Source organism: Paenibacillus xylanexedens (assembly GCF_007680605.1).
Taxonomy (GTDB): Bacteria; Bacillota; Bacilli; order Paenibacillales; family Paenibacillaceae; genus Paenibacillus; species Paenibacillus xylanexedens_B.
This window is the reverse complement of the sequence record NZ_VEIO01000011.1, coordinates 1-21,574: the sequence shown is the minus strand read 5'-3', so window position 1 is coordinate 21,574 and position 21,574 is coordinate 1. Positions and strand designations below refer to the sequence as shown.

Annotated in this window: 18 protein-coding genes; 4 read left to right on the top strand and 14 right to left on the bottom strand. The window is 48.7% G+C overall.

What is annotated here, in order from left to right:
- Positions 1-33 precede the first annotated feature (33 nt).
- Together FS818_RS26120 and FS818_RS26115 are read left to right on the top strand one after the other, a co-directional pair.
- Entirely contained in the window at positions 34-1,053 is a 1,020-nt protein-coding gene (locus tag FS818_RS26120; RefSeq protein ID WP_145336141.1) for an alpha/beta hydrolase, read from the top strand.
- Positions 1,054-1,226: 173 nt separating this feature from the next.
- Entirely contained in the window at positions 1,227-2,525 is a 1,299-nt protein-coding gene (locus FS818_RS26115) for a Fe-Mn family superoxide dismutase (protein WP_145336139.1), read from the top strand.
- Between the two features lie 80 nt (positions 2,526-2,605).
- On the opposite strand, the gene FS818_RS26110 is transcribed toward FS818_RS26115, so the two are convergent.
- The 9 genes from FS818_RS26110 to FS818_RS26070 all read right to left on the bottom strand — a co-directional run bounded on the left by FS818_RS26110 (position 2,606) and on the right by FS818_RS26070 (position 12,093).
- Entirely contained in the window at positions 2,606-5,002 is a 2,397-nt protein-coding gene (locus FS818_RS26110) for an S-layer homology domain-containing protein (RefSeq protein ID WP_145336137.1), read from the bottom strand.
- A gap of 205 nt (positions 5,003-5,207) precedes the next feature.
- Positions 5,208-5,432 (bottom strand): hypothetical protein, encoded by a 225-nt coding sequence (locus FS818_RS26105; protein ID WP_145336135.1) that lies wholly within the window; start codon positions 5,430-5,432, stop codon positions 5,208-5,210.
- Positions 5,433-5,505: 73 nt separating this feature from the next.
- Complete coding sequence (locus FS818_RS26100; RefSeq protein ID WP_145336134.1) at positions 5,506-6,378, bottom strand: lipoate--protein ligase family protein; 873 nt, start codon at positions 6,376-6,378, stop codon at positions 5,506-5,508.
- Between the two features lie 111 nt (positions 6,379-6,489).
- The gene (folE, locus tag FS818_RS26095) at positions 6,490-7,083 is read right to left on the bottom strand and encodes a GTP cyclohydrolase I FolE (protein ID WP_145336133.1); all 594 of its coding nucleotides are present in this window, start codon (positions 7,081-7,083) and stop codon (positions 6,490-6,492) included.
- 56 nt (positions 7,084-7,139) lie between these two features.
- Complete coding sequence (locus FS818_RS26090; protein WP_123066848.1) at positions 7,140-7,403, bottom strand: YneF family protein; 264 nt, start codon at positions 7,401-7,403, stop codon at positions 7,140-7,142.
- Positions 7,404-7,582: 179 nt separating this feature from the next.
- Complete coding sequence (locus FS818_RS26085) at positions 7,583-8,608, bottom strand: HD-GYP domain-containing protein (protein WP_145336131.1); 1,026 nt, start codon at positions 8,606-8,608, stop codon at positions 7,583-7,585.
- Positions 8,609-8,623: 15 nt separating this feature from the next.
- Positions 8,624-10,582, bottom strand: coding sequence for a tRNA epoxyqueuosine(34) reductase QueG (gene queG / locus FS818_RS26080; RefSeq protein WP_145336129.1), 1,959 nt, complete (start codon positions 10,580-10,582; stop codon positions 8,624-8,626).
- Between the two features lie 184 nt (positions 10,583-10,766).
- On the bottom strand, positions 10,767-11,351 hold the full coding sequence (lepB, locus tag FS818_RS26075) for a signal peptidase I (RefSeq protein ID WP_186331903.1): 585 nt from the start codon (positions 11,349-11,351) through the stop codon (positions 10,767-10,769).
- Between the two features lie 316 nt (positions 11,352-11,667).
- The gene (locus tag FS818_RS26070; protein ID WP_090924581.1) at positions 11,668-12,093 is read right to left on the bottom strand and encodes a GNAT family N-acetyltransferase; all 426 of its coding nucleotides are present in this window, start codon (positions 12,091-12,093) and stop codon (positions 11,668-11,670) included.
- Positions 12,094-12,510: 417 nt separating this feature from the next.
- On the opposite strand from FS818_RS26070, the gene FS818_RS26065 reads away from it, so the two are divergent.
- Positions 12,511-13,122 carry a superoxide dismutase gene (locus tag FS818_RS26065; RefSeq protein WP_145336127.1) on the top strand — a complete coding sequence of 204 codons (612 nt, stop codon included), beginning with the start codon at positions 12,511-12,513 and terminating at the stop codon, positions 13,120-13,122.
- Between the two features lie 1,210 nt (positions 13,123-14,332).
- Here FS818_RS26065 and mutY read toward each other — a convergent pair.
- The 5 genes from mutY to FS818_RS26040 form a co-directional block, all read right to left on the bottom strand.
- Entirely contained in the window at positions 14,333-15,601 is a 1,269-nt protein-coding gene (gene mutY, locus FS818_RS26060) for an A/G-specific adenine glycosylase (protein WP_145336125.1), read from the bottom strand.
- A gap of 199 nt (positions 15,602-15,800) precedes the next feature.
- Complete coding sequence (gene acpS, locus FS818_RS26055; RefSeq protein ID WP_145336123.1) at positions 15,801-16,256, bottom strand: holo-ACP synthase; 456 nt, start codon at positions 16,254-16,256, stop codon at positions 15,801-15,803.
- Between the two features lie 282 nt (positions 16,257-16,538).
- Positions 16,539-17,348: an ammonia-dependent NAD(+) synthetase gene (gene nadE / locus FS818_RS26050; RefSeq protein ID WP_090924930.1), complete on the bottom strand. Its 810-nt coding sequence runs from the start codon at positions 17,346-17,348 to the stop codon at positions 16,539-16,541.
- A gap of 186 nt (positions 17,349-17,534) precedes the next feature.
- Positions 17,535-17,969 carry a BrxA/BrxB family bacilliredoxin gene (locus FS818_RS26045; RefSeq protein WP_090924929.1) on the bottom strand — a complete coding sequence of 145 codons (435 nt, stop codon included), beginning with the start codon at positions 17,967-17,969 and terminating at the stop codon, positions 17,535-17,537.
- Between the two features lie 221 nt (positions 17,970-18,190).
- The gene (locus tag FS818_RS26040; RefSeq protein ID WP_186375608.1) at positions 18,191-19,885 is read right to left on the bottom strand and encodes a two-component system sensor histidine kinase NtrB; all 1,695 of its coding nucleotides are present in this window, start codon (positions 19,883-19,885) and stop codon (positions 18,191-18,193) included.
- A gap of 194 nt (positions 19,886-20,079) precedes the next feature.
- Between FS818_RS26040 and FS818_RS26035 the strand changes: the two genes are divergently transcribed.
- Positions 20,080-21,348 (top strand): BaiN/RdsA family NAD(P)/FAD-dependent oxidoreductase, encoded by a 1,269-nt coding sequence (locus FS818_RS26035; protein WP_145336118.1) that lies wholly within the window; start codon positions 20,080-20,082, stop codon positions 21,346-21,348.
- Positions 21,349-21,574 lie beyond the last annotated feature (226 nt).

Genomic DNA, 21,574 nt, shown 5'->3' with positions numbered 1-21,574 from the left:
TATTCTCAACCGAAACTCAAAGGAGGGGCGTGCATGTATCCGACATCCCAGAGCGAAGCCCCGCTGCATACCAAAGTGTCCGATCTGCCCTCTTCGTTGTCACCGAGGCTGATTCGGTTCAAACATATTGTCGTAGCGTTGCTGCTCTCCGTTGTATTTTTTCTGTTGTTTTGTTTTATTGCCTTACACGGTTATATTGCATGGGTGCTCTCCAACCCTACGGTCGCACCGGTGTTTTCGAACCCGATGCAGGCCAAAAACATGAAATATGAGGACATTACATTCCCTGCGGCCGACGGTAGTCGAACCATGCAAGGCTGGTATATCCCTGCGAATACCGATACAGGCAAAACCATCATCTTCAGCCACGGTTATGGAGCCAATCGGGAGGAAACCTGGGTGCCTATGTATGACCTCGCCCATTACGCACACCAGCTCGGGTTTAACGTGGTGATGTTCGATTACGGCTTTGCCTCCCAGGTCAACCGAGCGGTAGCAACAGGTGGTAAAGCCGAGTCTCAGCAATTGCTGGGAGCTATTCAGTTTGCTAAACAGCGCGGTGCGCAGGAACTGGTCGTCTGGGGATTTTCCATGGGAGCGGGAACGGCTCTGCAAACCGGACTGCTAACCAAAGAAGTGGATGCCATGATTCTGGACAGTACGTTCCTACTGGAGCCGGATACGCTGTACCACAACATTCATAATCAGATCAATCTGCCGCGTCAGCCTACGCTCGAGATTATGAAGTTGCTCTTCCCGATCTTGAACGGTACCGGCTTGCAGCAAATCCCGTATCAGGAAGTGAAGAAAAAGGACTATCCGTTCCCGATCTTCTTTATTCACGGTACAGAAGATGAGAAGGCCCCTTATCCGATTGCTGAACAACTTGCCGCTAATCAGACGAATCCCTATTCAGAAGAATGGATTGTGCAAGGAGCGCATCATGAACTGATCTTCCGGGAGCATCCAAAGGAATATCTGCGCCGCGTTTCGATTTTCCTTAGTCATGTGACGAAGACAAGCAGTGAGGATGTGCAGCAAAACCGGAAGTAATAAGCTAATTTAGTCCACCAATCCAAATGATATACAACATTTCGATGTATTTAGAGCCCTCCGGGGCTCTTTTTTTATACACATAGGACAATGCGTCCCAAGAATACACTGTTGAGACAGAGCAAAGGTAATTGGACGAAGAAATGATCTGAAAGATTGGAGGTATAACACATATGAACTGCGATGGATACGGCCATCTGCTTCCTCTACGGACGCTGGAAGAAATCCGTTTCTGGAAAGAGCAAGAGAAAGAACACACGCTCATCATTCGCACACTGGTTCCGGACCTTGAGCCCTCCTACGTTAAACTTCTGGAGGAATGGGAAGCAGCCTTTGCGAACAGTGAGCGAGTGGCAAATCAGTTGATAAAACAGCTGTTGCCTGCAACCCAGCCGCCTGCCCCCTATATCATGCGAAGTATCGATCAACTCGTCCAGACAGCAAAGCATCAGTCCAAAGAGTTTATCAAGCAGCTTTATATCATGCTGGAGCAAAGTGCAGCGGTGCGTGCGGTCCCACTTGCTCGAACCTTCATCTTGCATGTCATCCGAGAATCAGAGTATTTCCTGGGGGTATTAGAAACGCTGAGCCAGCCCGGCATTTTGCGTGAAACAGAACCGGCACCATCGATGTTGCTAGAGAATACACTACACAACATTAACTTCAAGGTCGCCCAGGACACACGTCTAGAAGCAACGGAATTACAGACTACTTCTGCCGGGCAAACCAATGCCAATGGTTCCCTTGCCGCATCTGCACAGGTACAATCGTCGTCACTCCAACCATCAACAGGTGGTACGGCTCCTGCCGAAACGCTGCCTGCTTCTGCCCCGGTAAGAGAAAAGCCGGTTCCCATTGGCGGGCACACGTTACCTCCCCTCCCTTACGCATATAATGCGCTGGAGCCGCACATTGATGAGCTGACGATGCGCATTCATCATGACAAGCACCATCAGTCCTACGTGGACGGTTTGAACGTTGCGGAGAAGAAACTCGCGGAATCCCGAAAAAAGAATAATTTTGAACTCATCAAACACTGGGAGCGTGAGCTAGCCTTTAATGGAGCAGGACATTATCTGCATACCATCTTCTGGACCATTATGAACCCGGCAGGCGGCGGCAAGCCTGCCGGAATGCTTGCCGAGCAGATCAAACGTGATTTTGGCAGCTATGAAGCATTCAAAAATCAATTTACCGAGGCAGCTAACAAGGTGGAAGGTAGCGGCTGGGCAATGCTGGTCTGGAGTCCGCGAGCTCACCGCTTGGAAATTTTGCAAGCTGAAAAACATCAGAATCTGTCCCAATCGGATATCGTTCCACTCCTGCCACTGGATGTATGGGAGCACGCCTACTATCTCAAGCATCAAAACGAACGCAAAAAGTACATCGAAGACTGGTGGAATGTCGTCTACTGGCCTGCTGTCGCAGAACGGTACGAAACCGCGCGCAAGCTGCTGTGGCCGCCTTATTAATGTAGTCTGGCTCCAGCAAATATAAAAAGAGATATCTCCAGTCAAAGACTGAAAGATATCTCTTTGAAACGTGCTGGTCGTCAATCCTTTATGGATGCGGCCTGAATCGCTTGGTAAGCCCAATGGGTATCAGGTACGTCCGACCAGGATTTTAGCGCTGTTGCTGCAGGTTGAAGACCAATCAATTTATTGATCATAGTCACTGCCTCAGCACGCGATACCAGTTTCTCAGGACGGAAGGTACCATCCGTATATCCTGTAAGAACTCCTGCAGCATCAAGCCGAGCGATCGCCTCCTGTGCCCAGTGTTGCTTCACATCCGTGAATGCAGTTGTTGCTTCGGATGTCACTGCTTGTTCAGCTTTCAGCAAATGTTGTAATACGCTCGCCATCTCTGCTCGTGTAATTCCTTGCCCCGGTTTGAAGCTACCGTCTGCGTAACCTGTGAAGTAACCGGCTTGAGTAGCAGCAGAGATACTGTCATAAGCCCAGTGGCCAGCTCTAACATCAGTAAATGATGCGTTACTCTCAGACTCCACAGTGCCTGTTACACGCGTAATGAGTAACGCCATCTCGGCACGTGTTACGAACCACTCCGGTTGGAAACGACCATCTGCATATCCCCGAATATAAGGTTTGGCTTTTGCCGTGTCATCAGCCCAGTCTTTGACCCGTACCACGGAAAAGGTACTGAACTGATCCACATTTATCTCGATCCCTTGCTGGTTATTATCTTTATTCAATGTCACTACTTTACCGTGTACCAGCTCTTTTGTTCCATTGCTGTGTTCGATATACACGCCAAAATCCGCTGGTTTCACACCTGCAAGCTGTTTGCTGTCTACTGGCAGGACAAGCGTTACAGGACGGCTTTGCAGATTCGTTTCAATCGTCATCGGACGCCCCAACACCTGAATGTCTTTGGTGCCGGCGAATTGAGTAATCGTCTCGTTAGCCAGCAATCTTTGTTCGATAGCCAGACGTGTCTCCTGTTTCTTTACAGGCACGAGACGGAAATATACATCATCTGTTCTGTCCTTCATAGAGGTGGCAGGAATGGTTACTTTCACGTTTGGATTGGAAATAACCAACTCGATTCCTTGTTCAGTGAACAACTTAGTCGATTCCAGCGCTAGTTTCACGTCCCACTGAGAGACTTCATCTTTCGCATCTGGAATCAGAACAACAGCTGTACGCGAGCCGGTTTTCTTCAACTGATCAATAACCGACTGTGCTTTACCTGGATTTAATCCAAGTTCGTCTTTTATCGTACCATCTGTTCCACGAGTCCGGCTGATTTCCAAGGAATCAATTGTGGAGGCCAGCTCGCCATTTGCCACATCGACTTTAATAATCTCCTTCTGTGGAGTCGATGAAACCGGTGATGAAGGTGAAGAGGAAGATGGTGATGGAGAAGGTGTCACAACAACTTCTCCCCCACTATTTCCAGGAGATTGCGGTGTTACCGATGCGGATACTTTAAACTTTGACATTCCCGCGCTGCTTGAAGATCGAACAGCAAATACATAAGGCAGACCGCTTGTTAGATTTGAAACAGTATACTGCAATGCACTCATTGGTCCTGCTACTTTAGTCCAACTCTCAGAATCTTGTGGTGCACTGCTGCCCTGATACATATATACAACGTACCCGTCTACATCAGGTACACTATTCCAGTTCAGCTGAACTTGTCCATTCGTAGTCTGCGCAGTAAGGGCCGCAGGTGTAGCAGGCAAACCAGGTGTGATTACGTTAGAAACGACATAATCGGACTGGGTATGATCATCGTTGAATGTAGATTTAACTGCAAAAACATAAGGCAATCCATTCGTCAAACCATGGATGACCTTTTCACCGTCTAACATACTTGTAATATCAATCCAGCTATCAGGATCAATTGGCTCTTTGGAACCTTGATACATATAAACAGCATCCGTAACGGAAGAGTCTGAACCCCAGCTTATCTTCGCTTGAGCATCACCAGCAACGGCCTTTACATGGGAAGGAGTAACCGGTGAGCCTGCGCTAGTCTGAAAATGTTCACCACCTAGGTCAATCAATTCGTTATCCGGTCCGTCAGTCGTAAAGTATACAAAGTGATCTGTAGAGGGTTGCAGGTGATTGAAATAGAGATTACCCTCTTCATCTGCTAACAAATCTATATACGTACCTTCTCTTATCGCTTCATCTTTAATTACGGCTAGATCTGGTCTCTCACTAAGCCAGTCTGCCTCTTTAACAATGTAATATAAACGTGCACTTTCCGTTAACTTCACTTTTAAGTGGAATGTTGTTGCAGTGAGTTTTCCATGAAGGGGATAATCTGGATCACCACCGACAAAATCTATTCCGACTGAAGCATGTGCTTTTCCTGAGAAATAAACGTTATTCGCCATACCCAGTGTTAACACAACAATCAAAAAGAATTTCATTGGACGAGATATCCATGAAAACTTGTTTTGCACTGACTTTCTCATCGTTTAAACCTTCCCTTCCTTGTAGGCTTTTGGATGAGTATAACAATGTATTCTGAACATTTTCTGAACAAAATACGACATAGCTCACGCTTTATTGGTGTTATATGACTCGAACAATGAAATCCACATAAAAAAAGCGAACCTCTCATTAGAGATTCGCCTCAATATCGACTTCATATTACAATTCATACATAACATACCTATGTTAAGAAGCACAGCCCTCGCACGCTACATAGTTGTCGCCAACCTGTTTGCTGATGGCGATCAGATCACCCAGTTTGATATCGGACTCTTCTGTGAACTCCAGATCGGCAATACGTGCCACAATCAGGGCAGCCGCCTCTTCTTTACTGGTTGCCATTTGGCTGAATTCTGATGTTTCACCTGTCGAAATGACTTCATACAGGTATGTATATCGCAATGTTTCCACTCTAAATCCTCTCCTTCCGAAATCACATCATACCATCTCTCTTCACCAATTCCAAGCCTACCTGCAAAAGAACTCAATCATAGCGCTGTTTCATCTGTTCTGCCGTCCGCAACACATCATCCGCATCAACAGAAAGCACCCGTTCTGTCGTTGCATGAGGATACCTGTTGCGCAGTGTGCGTACCAGCGAAGCCGTATACGCAGCCGTGGATGGCACCCCTGCCAGCTCCTGCAAACTTGCCATAGTTCCATGCTTTACCTCAGGATATCCTTCGGCTATGCCCCCCGAAGCCTCTTCATAGAATTTGCGCACCTCCGCAGCAAGCCGATCCCCCTGACCTTCCACAATGATAAATGCAGTAATGATGTAGGCTTTGGCCTGACGCCGCTGGGCAATACCGCAAAATTTCAATCCACCCACGCTGACATCATAATCCCCAGGACAGAACGCCCCCTGCACTTCTCCGGTCTGCGCCTGAGTTGACCAGGGAGTTAACGACTCGGCAATGATCGAAGCCATCTCGCGGAAGTCATCATGAATATTAATGGCGTGACCCGGATTAGGCAATATCAGCGATACATTCACAACACCCGGATTCAACGGAACTGCCGCGCCACCAGAAGGCCTTACACATACAGCTGTCCCCTGAGCTCTGATAGTCTCCATCGCTTCGACTGCTCTTGGCAGCCTTCGATCGCGTAAGCCGGCCACAAAGGCATCTGGGTGCCGCCATATATGAGCAACAGGCAGATGGCCTGCTCCCACTCGTCTGCACATCACTTCTTCCCATGCAAAAGCATCAAGCACACTGCTGCCAGGGCGCATAAGCGGTGTCTCCCAAATTTGCAAACGCAGCGATGAATGCTTATCAGCGGATATTTTCTGTACAGTCAACTCGCTCTTCTCTGGCTCAGGCAGTTGGTTGGATTGGGAAGGTATATTCATCGTCCATAACCTCCGACTATCGAATTCATATGTAGTTTCAGTCCCTCCGACAAATACGAAAAAAAACTATATAAATAAGCCGGTTCCCCAAGGAACTCGGCTTATTTAGTATTACTCTTTGACCAAAGACAGAAACTCCGCACGCTGTGCAGGGTTATCACGGAAAGATCCACGTACAGCAGACGTTACTGTCTTACTGCCCGGTTTCTTCACGCCGCGGGAGCACATGCACAAGTGCTCACCTTCTACGACAACCATCACACCATGGGGTGCAACCGCTTCTGTCAAGATGTCGGCAATCTGTGATGTAATTCGCTCCTGCACTTGAAGGCGGCGTGTTACCGCTTCAACCAGACGTGCCATTTTGCTCAGACCCACAATTTTCCCGCTCGGTACATATCCGATATGGACTTTACCAAAGAACGGTGCCATATGGTGCTCGCACTGGCTGTAGTACACGATATCTTTCACGATGACCAGTTCTTCGTGATTCTCGTCAAAGGTGACACCGAGCACGTCACGGGGATCCACTTCATATCCACCAAAAATCTCTTCGTACATCCGGGTTACACGCGCAGGCGTTTCCAGAAGCCCTTCACGTGTGCTATCTTCTCCGATCAATTTGAGAATCTGTTCGACATGATACTCGATCTTCTCCCGATTGTCGGATACTTTGGAATTCAAATAATCTTTCACGCCAGCCACTGCCAAGCGCCTCCTTTCGAACCACATCCTGCGAGCGACTTAATTACCCACAGCTATTATTTTCGGCGGCCCGAGTTTTTACGCGCAGGATGTTGAGTCGGCTGAGGCATTTTGGCGCCTGGTTGCTGGTTCTTCATCATCTGCTGGGCACGCTGCATTTGCTTGCCATTCAGGTTATAACCCATTTGCTTGGCCATTTTCTGTAACATGTCAGGGTCGCTTTGCATTTTCTCAAGCTGCTTACGCAGGTAAAACACCCCGATGAAAAATCCACCGACCAGACCCACAATCAATGTAATAATCGGTATTACAATCTCCATCTCTTAGACACCTCTGTATGCAATATGCAATCTAAAAAAACTGATGATCTGTGCTTGTACACATCATGAGTGATGAAGATTTATACCATGATGCAAAACATAACACCGACCGGATTTCCTGAGAGTTATCATAGCATTTCCACACGTCCTGAGCAAACGCATTTTCCAGTTTTCCTGCTTTAAGTCAGCACACCTTCAATAAAGACCGTTGTTTGTTTAGCCAAATCAATCTCAACGACATCTAACGAATAACGTGTGCTACCGCGAGCCACCCGAATGATTGGTCTGCCCGGCAGACCACGGTGCTGGCGGACAATGACGCCCGTTTCCTTCGTAGACAACCGAACGGCCGTCCCGTTGGGATATACGGATACACTTTTGTTAAACTCAATCAGGATATCCCGGTCAAGCTTCGTTCCGGACATCGCCATCATCTCCTCACACGCTTCATGCGGCAGCATGCTGCTGCCTGACAAACCGTTAATGAGATTATCATAGATGTTAGCCGCACTTACAATTTTGGCGAATAGATGGATATCTTTGCCCCTGATGCCTCTTGGTACACCAGTGCCATCTTCATGCTCATGATGCTGTAGCGCAGTGTGTGCAACAAGCAAGCTGAACTCACGTTTATTCTTGATCACTTCAAAGCCACGCCATGTATGATGCAGCTTTGAAGAAGGCATGGTGCCAGGGATTTCGCCTACTTTTCCAATATCATGTAGCAGGGCGCCTACAGCCAGATCCTTGAGTTGATTGTAGTTAAGCCCCATATTCAGCCCAATAACCGAAGACAACAAACAGACATTCATCGCATGAACATATTGTGCATTGTCTTGGGTTCGGATATCGGTTAACTGCACCAACAATTCTCGCCCGTTTAGCACATCATTCAACAATTTGTCTATACTAAGCGCGACTTTCTTCGGACTCCAGTCTTTTCCGGACCGTACCGCTTCCAGCGTAACACTCATCTCATTGATAATGGCCCGTTTCGTAGCTTCATCCAGAATATCTTCTATCTCTACATCTTTATAAGCTTCATCCTGGATGTACAGCGTGGTAACCCCGATACGCTTCAGCGTATTGACCATAAACACGGTGAGTTCGACTCCGGCAGACAACAATACTGTACCGTTACTGGAGTACACTGTCTTGCCCAGAATCTCTCCCGCCTCCACGCTTTCCACGTTTACATACTTCATGAACGTCCCCCGCTCTTACGATTGCTGCTCCAATGCGAGCAATTGCTCCTTGGTTTGCAGACCGCCTGCGTAACCCACCAGGGTGCCGTCTTTACCGCTCATGCGATGACAGGGAATAATAATCGGGATCGGGTTCTTGCTAATAGCATCCAAAACTGCACGTACAGCCTTGGGCCTGCCGATCTTTTCCGCAACCTCTTGGTGGGTTAAGGCTTCTCCATAAGATATATCGGACAGAACCTCCCAAACTTGTAGCTGGAATGCAGTCCCATACTGCTTAAGCTGCAAGTCAAATGTCGTTCTTTCCCCAGCAAAATACTGCTTTAGCTGCCCCGCAGCTTCGCTGAGCTTCTCTTCGTTTTTCTCATATCGGTATTCACCGACCCACGTACGGGCCCACTGTTGCAGATGAGCTTCCCGAACATGAAAAGCTCCAAAATCGATATGACACAGTCCCTCATCGGTTGCGCATAAGGTAAGTGTCCCGATCGGTGTCAGCACCTCATCATAGTACACAGGCGTGCCGTGAAGCCCGGTTACGGCGGATGGCTTCCATGCAGCTGCTTCCGGCTTGACAGAAGAGACAGACTGCTCAGACTGCTCAAGCTCCTCGTCTCCTTCACTCTTCCTGACGTTCGTAGCCCACTGTATGTCCCTTCCAAACTCTGTATCTCTTATCTGAGATACAAGTTCGGTTTGTGTGTGTTGCACAGCTTCAACTGTATCTGCCTGTTCTTGTTTCTTCACTTGTTCTTGCTTCCCCACATTTACTTGCTCCGCCTGCGGTCGATCGGGTAAGGTCTCGGACGATAACAATCTTTCCTTGGCCTTCTGCAGCATACTTAGCACGTTACCATCTTGTTCGATCGCGGCAGCTTCCCCAATAGCTCTCATGGCGTCTTCTCCTCCAATTCTGCTCAGCGCCCAGGCAGCGGTTCCCCGCAGTTCCGGACGCGGATCACGCTTCAGTACCTGCGTTAGTTTCGGTACAGCGCTTTTGTCTTTGAAATTGCCTAGTGCAATGACCGCATTGCGCTGGATCGGCTTTTTGCCCCGCCACGCAGCAGAGCTTTGACCGAAACGTTCCTTGAATTCACGGTTACCGATATCCAGCAACGGCAGCAGCAAAGGCTTAACAACCTCAGGATCGGGATGAAACTCGGGATGATGATCCCAGTTTTTGCCCCGATTTTTCGGACATACAATCTGACATGTATCACAACCGTACAAACGGTTTCCGATTTTTAACATAAACTCTTCATCCAGGAACCCTTTAGTCTGGGTCAGAAAAGAAATGCAGCGTTGCGCGTTCAACTGCCCAGGGCCAACCAGGGCACCTGTAGGACAGGCATCAATGCATTTCGTGCATTCGCCGCAATCCTCGGTCACGGGAGTATCCGGCGGGAACGGAATGTTCGTGACAAGCTCACCAAGGAATATCCATGAACCGAATTTGGGCGATATAATCGAACAGTTCTTGGCACTGAACCCGATCCCCGCCCGTTGCGAGACAGCACGATCCACAAGCGCTCCTGTATCCACCATACTTTCAATGATTGCTTCCGGTACGCGTTCGCGGATAAAATTCACCAGCTTGTCCATCGCCGCGCGAAGCACCTGGTGATAATCCTGCCCCCAAGCCGAACGGGCGAGAATACCGCGGTACGCACCAGGCTCCGACTTCGGCGGATTGACCATTTTGGACGGATAAGCTACAGCTATGGCGATCAGGGAAGCAGGTTCCCCATCCGGGAGGGAGGGATGCACTCTTTTTTCAATATCCGGTTCTTCAAATCCTGACGCATACCCCTTATCCCGGGACTGCTCCAGCAGTGACTTCAGAGAGACAAAGGGGTCCGCAGAAGCAAATCCGATATCATCTATTCCCAGTTCCGGGCCTGCCGCCTTGATCTCCTGCTTTAACGCTTCCCATACGGAGGCGGCCTGTGCTGCCCCGGTCCGTACGTTCGTCATTGTTCTTCCCTCTTTTCTTTCAGGCACGTAATCTCGTTATCCTTAAACAATGAACGCCCGCCTCACTTAAGAGACCAGGCGCTGAACTATAACGATATATATCTTTTATACGATTAAATGTACAGTCTACGTGCCTGTATGGTTAAACGCAAATTGCGCTTCGAAGTTGTTGTGGTCCAACATTTTACAGCTTTTTCATCTCGGAGAATGGCCAGAAAATAAACTCGGCTTTGCCGACAATCTCGCTGGAAGTGATACTCCCGAACACACGGCTGTCCTTGCTTTTGCCTTCATGACGATTATCTCCCATGACGAAGAAATGATCCGATGCCAGCGTTAGCGGTCCAAAATCCGGGTCCTGTACCTCAATGTCGGTATAACTCTCTGCCTGCCGTACACCATTTACATATAGATGATGGTCCTTGACCTCAATTGTATCTCCAGGAAGTCCGACGATTCGTTTCACCAGAAAATCTTTCTTGCCTGCATCTTCACTCGGATCACGAAGAACGATCACATCCGACCGGGCCGGTTCACCGAAATGATAGACCATCTTGTTCACAAACAGACGATCAGACTCGACCAGCGTTGGCTGCATAGACTGTCCTTTGACCATCGACAGATTGAATACAAACAGGTTAAGCAGCATCATGATCACAAAAGCCACCACAATGGTCTTCACCCAGTCCCACAATTCGGCTGACCAGGACTTCCCTGCTTGCTTGGGGACAGGCTTCTGATTCTGCTCCTCAAACGTCGAATGCTCCATAGAAGGCATATTAGAATTCAAAGAGACACCTCATTTATCAGTTTGTAGATTATGACGCATAACCTTGGTCGTTCTCCTTTTCAGTCTACTCTATTTGGAAGAGCGAAACAATTGGAGATGCCCACCAGCATACAGACAATTACAATCTTTTATACACGCTTTGGGAAAAAGGAAACAGGATGCATATCAGCCGACTCCTCCTCATACAAATAGAAAGGCATATCTCTCACGCCATGATGCGTGCACAGATATGCCTAATATGAAATGAAAATCTCTTTATTTCTTTGTCTAACTACACCGAATTTACCTACATCGATTAAGCCTTGGACAAAATACTAAGTTTCTGAAAAGCACTCAGAATCTTATTGGCCCCATATCCCATTGCTTCATACAAAGGCATGGCTGCTTTGTTGTGCTCATCACCAGCCACCCAAATCTGGCTGACTTTACGCTGCTGGAACCGCTGTTCCATAGCCTCGACAAGTGTTTTACCGACGCCGCGGCGACGATAGTCTGGATGAACCGCAATACGGTAGATGCATCCCTGGTTTTGATCAATCGTACCAATCAAAGCGCCCACGAGGTCTCCCTCTTCTTCCGCAACCATGATCAGGTCAGAATCCCATGACAATTGACGGGCAAACGGGCCCATCGTGTTCTCATAACACTCTTCCGATAGTGCAACCTGGAGAAGCTCCGTCATCTGGCTTGCATCACTCAACTGAAAGGAACGAACGTGCATGTCTTAAATCTCCCTTTTCGTTAGCTTAGATGAGGTTTTACCAAAAAGGGTATCCCCTTTTACCAAAAACCCGATGTTCATATAATGACAAAAAACGAGAAAATACCGCTTCTTCGTCAATTAAACCATACTTTTCTCCATAAAACACGCATTTTCTTCTGAAAGCGCTTTATTGTAAACGTTTACATTGAATATATTCGAATTTTAACGATTTTCCCCGTCGAAATCTCATAATTTTATTCATAATGGGTAAAATATGTTTGTTATCTCTGGCCCGGCTTTTGATTAACGGTTCGGGGGACTTAATAAACAAAAATGTTGATTAATTATCCCGAATGCGGTTTAATAATAATGGCAAGGGTATTATTACATATGTACCTTAACAACAAATCACAAAATCTCAGGAGGTATTTCACTATGGCTTTTCAATTACCAGCACTCCCTTACGCTAACGATGCACTGGAACCACATATCGATGCACAAACGATGGAAATCCACCACGATCGCCATCACAACACTTACGTAACTAACTTGAACGCAGCTCTGGAAAGCGCTCCTGAACTGCAAGACAAAAGTTTGGAAGATCTGATCGCTAACCTGGACAGCGTACCGGAAAGCATCCGCACAGCGGTTCGTAACAACGGTGGCGGACATGCTAACCACAGCTTGTTCTGGGAAATCATCGGACCAAACGGCGGCGGCGCACCTACAGGTGACATCGCAGCAGCAATCGACAGCGAACTGGGCGGCTTTGACAAGTTCAAAGAAGACTTCGCTAAAGCAGCTACAACTCGTTTCGGTTCCGGCTGGGCATGGCTCGTTGTAGGCAAAGATGGCAAATTGTCCATCACTAGCACGCCTAACCAAGACAGCCCACTCTTCGAAGGTCTGACTCCAGTTCTGGGTCTTGACGTTTGGGAGCACGCATACTACCTGAAATATCAAAACAAACGTCCTGATTACATCGGTGCATTCTGGAATGTAATCAACTGGGATGAAGTAAACAAACGTTACGCGGCAGCGAAGTAAGACGCTGTTCAAATAAAAGAGCCTGAACCGATCCTTGTGATCGATTCAGGCTCTTTTTTTGTTTTCGAGTGAGACATACTGAATATGCGGGGCATGTGCCAGGTAGAACGGGATGTTGCAGCCTCTAATGGAAGGCCGTGATGCAATGTCTGCAGACTGTGCCGCAGGGGCCCTGTAACTGAGGCCCATGCTTACTAAGGCTTGCAAAGGGGCTCCGACGCATATCTCGACGCTTGCGATTCCTGATCGAGGGGCCGGGGCCGGTAATGAGCTTGATGCTGGGAGGCCGCATCACGCGCTCACCGGACTTGACTCAATGCTGGCAGGTCGTGCCACGCGCTCACCGGACTTGACCCAATGCTGGCTGGCCGTGCCACGCACTCACCGGACTTGACTCAATGCTGGCTGGCCGTGCTACGCGCTCACCGGACTTAACTCAATGCTGGCTGGCCGTGCCACGCGCTCACCGGACTTGACCCAATGCTGGCAGGTCGTGCCACGCGCTCACCGGACTTGACTCAATGCTGGCTGGCCGTGCCACGCGCTCACCGGACTTAACTCAATGCTGGCTGGCCGTGCCACGCGCTCACCGGACTTGACTCAATGCTGGCAGGCCGTGCTACGCGCTCACCGGACTTGACTCAATGCTGGCTGGCCGTGCTACGCGCTCACCGGACTTAACTCAATGCTGGCTGGCCGTGCTACGCGCTCACCGAAACTTAACTCAATGCTGGCTGGCCGTGCCACGCGCTCACCGGACTTGACTCAATGCTGGCAGGCCGTGCCACGCGCTCACCGGACTTGACCCAATGCTGGCAGGTCGTGCCACGCGCTCACCGGACTTGACTCAATGCTGGCAGGCCGTGCCACGCGCTCACCGGACTTAACTCGATGCTGGCAGGCCGTGCCACGCGTTCACCGGGCGGCTGCCAGCCTGCGCTAACGATCACCAGCAACGCTATTTGCGCTTTTTTCAGCCGATCTAGATTCTAACGATCTCCAGAGACGCTATTTGTCTATTTCCGGTCACATATTACCCCAAATGCACGTTTTCGAGGGAAATAGCGTCTCTCATGATCGTTAGAATTTTACAGCCCTCATTTTTCGCAAAATAAGGTTCCTGGAGATCGTTAGAAATCCCCCCACTTTCTCTCCTACATCATTAGAGATGGTTCATATAATCCCAATGGTTAGCCAATCGGCCTCGTTATTACTCAATGACTTCATCATAGGCTCCAGCAAAATAGTTGCGAAGAAGCTTCAGAAATACATTAGGGAACGCCAGCTTCTCCATATCTTCCGGGCCGATCCATTGATAAGTGAGGCCATCGCCTTTGCCTGTCATCACTTCGTGTGCCGCTTGAGCGGCGCTGGATGCAGATGACTCTGCAGCTGGAGCTGGTTCCGCTAGGGATGCCGCCTGTTCATCGTAGGCGGCTCTAGCTTCCGCGGCGATCAGCGGAAGCTCACTGCTCTGGTCCTGCTCGGCGCACTTGTACACCTGCAGGCTCCAGACAATGTGGCTGAACACATGCTCCGCATGGGTAGCCAGCCCTTCCGGGCGGGCGGCGAAGCCTTCCGCCCACAGACTGCCGGCCAGCAAAGCCATGGCCGGCTCATCCGCCAGCGGCGCTGCCGCCTTACCCGCTGCGGCAGGCGCCGCCAGCACATGCGGCAGCTCCCACATCCGGGCCAGCAGGCCTGTCTCTGGGCGCTGGCGCACAAGCACACGGCCGCGATGAGCACCGCGGCCTTCCACCAGGGCAACCAGCCGCTGCTCAGGGCGCGGCGGCTTTGCTTTGGTCTTGACCGGCAACGTAAGCTCCCTTCCGGCAATTCTGCCGGAACATTGCTCCATCACCGGGCAAGTCAAGCAATGCGGCGCTTTGGGTGTACACACCAGCGCGCCAAGTTCCATCAGCGCCTGATTGAAATCACGCGCGCGCCCTTCCGGAATGAGCTCTCCCGCGAGCTCTTCCATCAAAACCCGGGTGCTGCCCTTCATAATATCCTCATCAATGAGGAAATATCGGGACAGCACCCGCATTACATTGCCGTCCACCGCTGGCTGCGGCTGGTTGAAGGCAATGCTGAGAATGGCGCCGGCTGTATACGGGCCGACCCCTTTTAACGCAAAGACGCTCTGCTTGTCCTGCGGCATCTCCCCGCCGTGCAGCTCCATAACTTGCTTAGCAGCCGCCTGAAGATTACGCGCCCTTGAATAATATCCGAGCCCTTCCCAATTTTTCAGTACCTCTTCCTCCGGTGCCTCGGCAAGTGCCTGAACGGTCGGGAAATTCCCGATAAATCGGTTAAAATACGGAATCACCGTATCTACACGTGTCTGTTGCAGCATAATTTCCGAAACCCAAGTAAAATACGGATTGTTGTGGCGACGCCACGGCAAATCCCGACGATTAATCATGTACCACTCCAGCAAATTCACGCTGAAATGTCGTTTCTGTTCTTGTAAACCCATATGTCAATCCTTTCCTGTACCCACGATTCTCTGAAAATTTCACGATATAAATGAAATGGCAGTGCCTCGGCTTTTTTTATGAAAAAGGGCTCCGATCTAATAGATACGTGCAACTGTCGACCTCGAGGCTCTGGCAGCTGTTCATGCCTTTTCCTCTTTGCTCATACTCCTGATCCAACCCTAACAACGATTCACGCTTCTAATCTTTATCTTCATCCGGGTCACCTGTGCATTTCCCTGATATATCTTTCCCGTCCACTTCATGTACCTGCTCTACAATGGCAAATGCCGCCGCCAATTCCGTCTGATGTGTAATGCTTAGATGAATCTGGTACCTCTGACCACAAGGTAGCTGAAGCCGCTCCCAGGCCTGACTGGACAAAGTAGCAACCGGACGACCGGACGGATCAGGTAACACTTCGATATCATGAAAACCCATAACAGCGCCGATCCCGCACCCGAATGCTTTGGACACCGCCTCTTTGGCCGCAAAACGTCCGGATACAAACTCCGCCATTCGTTTCCCGCGCCCAGCCGCAATGTCTCGTTCAGCCGGAGTTAAAATACGCTTCATAAATGCCTCTGCCTGGCGGCCAGACAGCAACCTGCGTAACCGTTCTATCTCTAATACATCGTTGCCAATGCCATATATCATAACGATTCACCCGCTTAATCTTTTAGGCTGTAAAAGATAATCCTTACTTCAACGAATCCGTTGCTTGCCGAACACGTATTCTATTGTAGCAGGAGGCGTGCATGGATGCGAGTACCTGTTATCCGCATTCCCACTTTTGCTAAAATTTTCACCCTACGAAATGCGGTCAGTTAGAACAACAAAAAGAGCCGCTGCTCAAGGCAGTGACTCTTTTTCATGCAACAACTCATTGGCAAAATGAAACGTTGCCCAGATTCATTCTAAATTCCTGAATTCCCAACCTTAAATGCCAGGAATCGCATTGCGTTTGTGATGTGTGCGTGTGTAAAACGCCTCTAAGCGCTCTTGCGCAGCAGGATCAATCTGCTTGCCTTCAAGGTAATCGCTGTTCGCCTCATAGGAGATACCCAGCTCGTCCTCATCGGTTTGTCCTTCCCATAATCCGGCAGAAGGCGCTTTGTCCAGAATGGATTGCGGCACTTTCAGGTAAGCAGCCAGCTGACGAACCTGACGTTTGTTGAGTGTGCTCAGTGGCGTAATATCCACGGCTCCGTCGCCCCATTTGGTGTAAAAACCGGTGATCGCTTCGGATGCATGATCCGTACCTACGACCAGCAGGTTTTCTTCAAAAGAAAGCGCATATTGCATCACCATACGTGTTCTGGCCTTCACATTACCTTTGCCTTGATGAGTCATATGGCGCGGACTCCCCAGAGATTTGAAGCCTTGCTCCACTTCCAGAGCAATTTCATTCACGGCATCCTCGATATTTGTTTCCACAACATGCTTCAGATCGTATGCTTTGGCTACAGCATAACTATCCTGAATATCCGCTTGCTCTCCATAAGGCTGGAACACACCCAGCGTTTTGTACTCTTGATTGTTTTCTGCAGTAAGCTCGTCCGTGGCTTGTTTGCAAAGGGCCGTTGCCACAGCACTGTCGATACCGCCGCTAATGGCGATCAGCAGTCCTTTGGTGCCGGAATTTTTGACATACGTTTTAAGAAAATCCACACGCTTGCGTACTTCCTCAGCTTCATTAATACTCGGTTTAACCTTCAATTCAGCGATGATCTGTTGTTGCAAACTCATCGTTCATACACCCCGTTTCTACATGAATAGGATTTTGATGCCCCATTTTAAAGGTATTTGATACTTAGCTTGAAAGGTAATTGGATGTGCAGCTAGAAAGGTTCGAATGGTTCAATAACCTGATCTGTCCAAAATGAAACGCCCCGGCATCGGGCATCCGAAGTGCGGGGCGTTCTATGAAGCGGATTAACGGCAGTAACGTTCAAACGCACTTGTCAGGTCAGCCGCGATTTCCTCTGCAGAACGATCTTCCACTTGGTGACGCTCGATAAAGTGAACGAGTTCTCCGTCTTTCAGCAAAGCGATGGACGGTGAGGATGGCGGGTATGGTGCAAAGAATTCACGTGCTTTCGCCGTTGCTTCCTTGTCTTGACCAGCAAATACAGTGTAGAGGTGATCCGGTGTTAAATCGTTCTGAAGTGCCTGAGCAACCCCTGGACGACATTGACCTGCTGCACATCCGCATACAGAGTTAATTACGACCAGTGCTGTTCCTTTAGCATCCGGCAAGCTTGCTTCAACCTCTTCCGGCGTACGCAGCTCCTGGATCCCCAGACGAGTCAGCTCATCCCGCATTGGCTGAACCATATCTCTCATGTATTGATCAAATGACATCGACATTCAGTTTCACTCCTTATAATGGTTGTTCTATGATCTTGTTTGAAAAGTTAGAGGACAATAGCTATGCACCAACGAATGCGTCCATATCGAAAAAAATGGATACACGCTGTGCTATTCCTATTATACATCCCCATGCAATGAAAGCAAGGTTCAGACAACACCTGCGGAACAGCTTTCTCTCACTTATTATGGCTAATGGTCTGGCAAAATATGCTGACACGCTAACTCTGGAAGGCAACCTTAAAGGTTGTTCCATGCCCTTCTTCGGACTCAACGGTAATTGTGCCGTTATGGCGCTCGACAATGCTTAAACACATGGATAGTCCCAGTCCGGTTCCTTTTGCTTTGGTTGTATAGAACGGTTCGAACAGCTTTTCCTGCTTAACCGGCGGTATTCCTGGCCCCGTATCGTGCACACACAGCTCCACCCTGTCATCGACCATACGGGTTTCCAAGGTAAGCACACCTTTTTCGGTCATTGCTTCCATTCCGTTACGAGCCAGATTCAGTACGACTTGTTTGATTTCTTTCGCATTCAGATGCAGCTTCGGTACGTTATGGGCCAGCATCAGTTCGATGCTCTGACCTCGCAGATTGGCGTCTGCCCATAGCAAAGGACTGAGTTCATGAATAATGTCGTGTAATTGTGATTCTTCTTTTTCGGCAATACGGTTCTGAGCCAGGGACAGAAAATCATTGATGATACTGTTGGCTCTGTCCAGTTCCTCCATCACGATCCGATAATAATGATTCAGGGAATCCGGACTCTTTTCCTGCATTAACTGAAGGAACCCTCGCACCACAGCCATCGGGTTGCGAACCTCATGTGTAATGCTTGCCGCCATCTGTCCCACCAAGCTTAGACGATCCACATTATCAAGTTCGTTACGTAACATCTCAAGCTCGGTAACATCCTGAATAATGAGCATAGCTCCAGAGACTTCCTTCGAGCCTTTCGCAGCATAAGCATAGATTGGCACTGTCCGGGACAGAAATACATGCGAGCCGTATCGCACCGTCAGCACACTTACTTCACCATGGACAACGGCTTGCTGGATGCTTTGTTCCATTTTATCTGCCTGTTCATGCTCGACAAATTGACTGGCGTGTTGCCCAATTAAGTTATGTGCCGATGTGCATGGAAGCTGTTCTTTTGCCGTTTGTTTCATCAGTTCGTTTACAAACACAACTTTGCCTTCGACATCTACCGTGGCTATAGAAAGAGGTACTGCATTTAAAACCTGGTGCAGTTTCTCCGTTTCACTCATGTAATGGTGATGCACTTCGGATAATTGCTGTTCCATTCCGCGATAACGTCCCATCCGATCCAGCCACAGCTGGCTCATGCCCCCGGCAGCCAGTGCACCTGCTGTATATCCAAGTGCTGACAAAATCAGATAAAGCTTGGAATATGTCGTGTCAGGATAGACATAAACCACCCATAACAGACTCGCAACAGCCAGTTCAGCGGTAATCAGCGCGATGACCGTATTCATTTTGCGGGAACATGTATTATGCTTGAATCGTTTGGCAGACAACCATACAATAGGATAGAGAAGTATTCCCGTATGAAGAAGAAATCCGTACAGATCATAGGGATGTGCTAACAGAAAATAGAAGAGAATATGTAGAATAGACAAGGCAGCGCCTATGTGGGCTTTACAATATAGAATCGCAAGAGTAACCGGGATAATACTCAGGGATATAGGAGCGGTCTCGGAACCTACGGATAATGCAAAAAGTAAACAGAGCAGCACACTAATGATACTTGTTGCCGCAAAGCTGAAATTGACTTGATCTGCATGATCCATTCGCATGACCTGTTGTTTGGAGAGACCCAAATAAAATAAGGGAATCAGGAATACTGCCGATCCGGCCAGCAGTACTTGTAAAAGAATGTCCTTTAACGCAACCACAACGTCATCTCCTCCTCTGCCTGCACATTCCCTCATTTAACTCTGATTAAAACATAGGCGACAGCATATTACAATATATCGCTTTAGGCTGCATAATAGAACACCGAATCACCCTGTCTGATTTCAGAAAAAGGCAGTAACAGACATTGTCTATAAAAAAAAGACAAAATCAATCAAAAAGAAGGTAATCATGAATGTATGACGTTATCGTAATAGGCGGCGGTTCCGCAGGTCTGATGGCTTGTGTGGCAGCTGCTGAGCACGGAGCATCTGTACTTTTGCTGGACAAAGGAGATCAATTAGGCCGCAAACTGGGCATTTCCGGCGGAGGACGCTGCAATGTAACCAATGCCAAAGAAACGGATGAGCTTATTCGACATATTCCGGGTAATGGACGTTTTTTATACAGCTCGTTTCAAAATCTGGACAACCAGGGTATCATGCGTTTTTTTGAAAATCTCGGCATTGCCTTGAAAGAAGAAGATAACGGAAGAATGTTCCCCGTCACGGACAAAGCCAAGACGGTTGTTGATGCACTTGTCGGGAAAATTGTTTCTCTTGGTGTCGAGATCCGTACGAAAGAACCTGTTAAAGAGCTTATTCATAACGGTCAGCAAGTGCAGGGCGTTAAGCTCGCTTCAGGCAAAATCATTCACGGCCGCTCCGTTATTATTGCAACAGGCGGCAAATCTGTGCCGCAAACCGGTTCCACAGGTGACGGATACCCTTGGGCAGAGGCAGCTGGTCATACCATCACAGAATTGTATCCAACCGAGGTGCCGATCGTATCCGGAGAGAGCTGGATTCAGTCCAAGGAATTGCAGGGCTTGTCTCTGCGTGACATCGCGCTATCCGTACTGGATGCCAAAGGCAAAACCGTCATTTCCCACCGCGGAGATATGATCTTCACCCATTTTGGCGTATCTGGCCCGGTTGCCCTGCGTTGCAGTCAGTTTATTCGCAAGGTTCAGATGAAATCAGGGAATACACAGGTCACCATGAGCATCGATCTCTTCCCTGACTTTACCCCTGCTGCGCTGGAAGCACAAGTGAAGCAAGGCCTAGAGCAGGAGTCACGCAAGGCTGTCAAAAATATTTTGAAAACATGGGTGCCTGAACGTCTGATTCCACTATTGATGAAACGAGCGGAGATCGGGGACGATCTGACATTTCACCATTTTCCAAAAGGGATGTTAAACCATCTATGCGAATTGATGAAATCCTTCACTTTCCGTGTAGACGGCACAAGATCACTTAAAGAAGCCTTTGTTACCGGAGGTGGGGTTCACTTAAAGGAAATATACCCCAAAACGATGGAATCCAAGCTGCTGCCCGGACTATTCTTTTGCGGCGAGGTGCTCGATATTCACGGTTACACCGGAGGTTACAATATCACCGCTGCTTTCTCTACAGGCTATACTGCGGGCATGCATGCCGCGGAGTACAAACATGTTAATGCGTAGGTAATATGTTAAACGCTAACGATCACCACAAGCCTTATTTCCTGAATATTGACCCTCTTCAAATTCTAACGATCACCAGGAACGCTATTTGGCTCAAAACAGGCCTTTCCAGCTTGAAATGAGCTATTTCTATTAAAATAACGTCTCTGGCTTTAAAGCCCCCTAATCCAATTGGACACTCAAAGCTACCTCAGATACACTAAATGAAATGAGGAGAGTGTTCATG